General features: G+C 66.9%; 3 protein-coding genes. All 3 read left to right on the top strand.

All coding sequences use genetic code 11. The features are described from left to right. Positions 1-69: 69 nt before the first annotated feature. Positions 70-453 carry a glycine cleavage system protein GcvH gene (gene gcvH, locus LVY72_RS23995; RefSeq protein WP_237827454.1) on the top strand — a complete coding sequence of 128 codons (384 nt, stop codon included), beginning with the start codon at positions 70-72 and terminating at the stop codon, positions 451-453. Positions 454-467: 14 nt separating this feature from the next. After that, positions 468-1,769 carry a serine hydroxymethyltransferase gene (gene glyA, locus LVY72_RS23990; protein WP_237827456.1) on the top strand — a complete coding sequence of 434 codons (1,302 nt, stop codon included), beginning with the start codon at positions 468-470 and terminating at the stop codon, positions 1,767-1,769. A 96-nt stretch (positions 1,770-1,865) separates the two neighbouring features. Then, a complete protein-coding gene (locus LVY72_RS23985) occupies positions 1,866-3,263 on the top strand; it encodes an L-serine ammonia-lyase (protein WP_237827452.1) in 1,398 nt (465 codons plus the stop codon). Positions 3,264-3,323: the final 60 nt, after the last annotated feature.

Genomic DNA, 3,323 nt, shown 5'->3' with positions numbered 1-3,323 from the left:
AAGCGCCAAAAGTAGCTCCCCACCCAGCGGCTGCCACCGCGGGAACCCCTCCGAACCTAAGGAACCAAATTGAGCAAGATTGTTGCAGACCTAAAGTACTCCGCCGAACATGAGTGGGTCGCCGCAGACGCCTCCGGCCCGTCCGTGGTCGGTGTCTCCGCAGTGGCTGCCGACGCCCTCGGCGACGTCGTCTACGTGGACCTGCCCGAAGTCGGCTCCAGCGTGACCGCCGGCGAGACCTGCGGCGAGATCGAGTCCACCAAGTCCGTCTCGGACCTGTACTCCCCGGTGACCGGAGAGGTCACGGAGGTCAATGACGAGGTCGTCGCCGACCCCGCCCTGATCAACAACGACCCCTATGGCGCTGGCTGGCTCTTCAAGGTCAATGTGGAATCAGAGGGCCCGCTGCTGTCCGCCGAGGAATACGCCGCAGCCAATGGCGGTGAACTGTGAACGCGCCCGCAGCCATGGCCGGCACCAGCCTGAACACCGATCTGGGCGAACTGGACCCGGAAATCGCCGCGCAGCTCGACAATGAACTGCGCCGCCAGCAGCAGGGCCTGGAAATGATCGCCTCGGAGAACCACACCGCCGTCGCTGTCATGCAGGCACAGGGCTCGGTCGCCACCAACAAATATGCCGAGGGCTACCCGGGACGCCGCTACTATGGCGGCTGCGAATACGTCGACGTGATCGAACAGCTGGCCATCGACCGGGTCAAGGAGCTCTTCGGAGCCGGCTTCGCCAACGTCCAGCCGCACTCCGGCGCCCAGGCCAACGCCTCGGTGATGCACGCACTGATCAAGCCGGGAGACACGATCCTGGGCCTGAACCTGGCCCACGGCGGGCACCTGACGCACGGGATGAAGATCAACTTCTCCGGCAAGCTCTACAATGTGGTGGCTTACGGCGTTTCCGAATCCGACTACCGGGTGGACATGGCCGAGGTCGCCCGGCTGGCCGAGGAGCACAAGCCGAAGCTGATCGTGGCCGGCTGGTCCGCCTACCCGCGGCAGCTGGACTTCGCCGAGTTCCGCCGCATCGCCGACTCGGTCGGTGCCTACCTGATGGTGGACATGGCCCACTTCGCCGGCCTGGTCGCCGCCGGCCTGCATCCCAGCCCGGTGCCCCACGCCCATGTGGTTACCTCCACCACGCACAAGACCCTGGGCGGCCCGCGCGGCGGCATCATCCTGAGCAACGACGCCGAGATCGCCAAGAAGATCAACTCGGCCGTCTTCCCCGGCCAGCAGGGCGGTCCCCTGGAGCACGTAATCGCCGGTAAGGCCGTGGCCTTCAAGATTGCCGCCTCCGAGGAATTCACCGAGCGCCAGCAGCGCACCCTGGCCGGAGCGCAGCTCCTGGCCGAACGTTTGTCCGCTCCGGACGTGGCGGCCAAGGGCATCACCGTGCTGACCGGCGGCACCGACGTGCACCTGGTTCTGGTGGACCTGCGCCATTCGGAGCTGGACGGACAGCAGGCCGAAGACCTGCTGCACCGGATCGGCATCACGGTCAACCGCAACGCCGTCCCCTTCGACCCGCGCCCGCCGATGGTCTCCTCCGGCCTGCGCATCGGCACCCCCGCGCTGGCCACCCGCGGCTTTGGCGAGGACGCGTTCCGCGAAGTCGCCGACGTGATTGCCCAGGCGCTGGTAGCCGGCCCGGAGGCGGACCTGGCCGGGCTCAAGGCCCGGGTGGACGCGCTGGCGCTGGCCCATCCGCTCTACCCGGGAGTCGCCAAGCTGGGATCGGCAGCCGAAGCATAACCGGGTCCTCCAGGTGGAGTCGGTGCCCGGCTTGGGGGCGGGCACCGACTCCCTGTTTTGTTCCTCTCCACTGGTTTTTTCCTGAAAGGGCCTGTCATGGCTATCAGCGTCTTTGACCTGTTCACCGTCGGCATTGGACCATCCAGCTCCCACACCGTGGGACCGATGCGCGCCGCAGCAGTCTTCGCGGGTGAACTCCGAACGACCGGCGCCCTGGACCGCGTGGATTCCCTGCGCGTTGATCTGTACGGCTCGCTGGCCGCTACCGGCCGCGGCCACGGCACTATGACTGCCGTGCTGCTGGGCCTGGAGGGATACCATCCCGAGCTGATCCTGCCCGATGAAGTCGAGGAACGCCTCGCAACAATCGCCGCATCCGGGACCTTGAACCTGTCCGGTTCCGTGCCGCTGCCCTACACGGTCGAAGACATGGTCCTGCACCCGCTCACCGTGCTGCCGAGGCACACCAACGGAATGAAGTTCGCCGTGGCCGACGCCGCCGGTGCCGTGCTGCACGAGGCTACCTTCTTCTCCGTGGGCGGCGGCTTCATCGTCCGTGAGGGCGACGAGGACACAGCCCAGCGGGAATTGGACGAGGCCGGCAAGGAACTTCCGCTGCCCTTCCGCACGGCTGCCGAGCTTCTGGGGCACTGCCGGACTACCGGGCTGGGCATCAGCAGCATCATGCACCTCAACGAAGAGGCCGGCCGGAGCGCAGCGGAAATCCGCGACGGCCTGCTGCACATCTGGAACGTTATGGAGGGCTGCGTCGAGGTCAGCCTCACACGCGAAGGCGTGCTGCCCGGCGGACTGAAGGTCCGCCGTCGGGCCCCCGGCTGGCACGCGCGGCTGCTGAAAGAGGACAAGGACCGCGATCCCAAGTACTGGCAGGAGTGGGTCAACCTGGTCGCCCTGGCCGTCAACGAGGAGAATGCCTCCGGCGGACGCGTGGTCACTGCGCCCACCAACGGCGCCGCCGGCATCATCCCCGCCGTGCTGTACTACGCCCTGCACTTTGCCCCGGGCATGGACAACGCCACCCAGGCCGACCGCGACGACGTGGTGGTGAAGTTCCTGCTCGCCGCCGGTGCCGTCGGCGTACTTTACAAGGAGCAGGCCTCGATCTCCGGGGCCGAGGTCGGCTGCCAGGGCGAGGTCGGCTCGGCGTCGTCGATGGCTGCCGCAGGCTTGGCCGAGGTCATGGGCGGGACACCGGCGCAGGTGGAGAATGCCGCCGAGATCGCCATGGAACACAACCTCGGCCTGACCTGCGACCCGATCGGCGGACTCGTGCAGATCCCGTGCATCGAACGCAACGCCATCGCCGCGGCCAAGGCCATCAACGCCGCCAGAATGGCCCTCTGGGGCGACGGCACCCACCGGGTCTCGCTCGACGACGTGATCGTCACCATGCGGGAAACGGGCCGGGATATGAGCGACAAATACAAGGAAACTGCCATGGGCGGCCTCGCCGTCAACGTCGTCGAATGCTAAACGGACAGGAAAGGCCAACAATGACTCCGAAAACTCCCTTCCCCTCCCCCAACCCGTTTT

It is taken from the genome of Arthrobacter hankyongi (genome assembly GCF_022012395.1).
Taxonomy (GTDB): Bacteria; Actinomycetota; Actinomycetes; order Actinomycetales; family Micrococcaceae; genus Crystallibacter; species Crystallibacter hankyongi.
The sequence above is the reverse complement of the archived record's forward strand: the minus strand, read 5'-3'. Positions and strand labels throughout refer to the sequence as shown.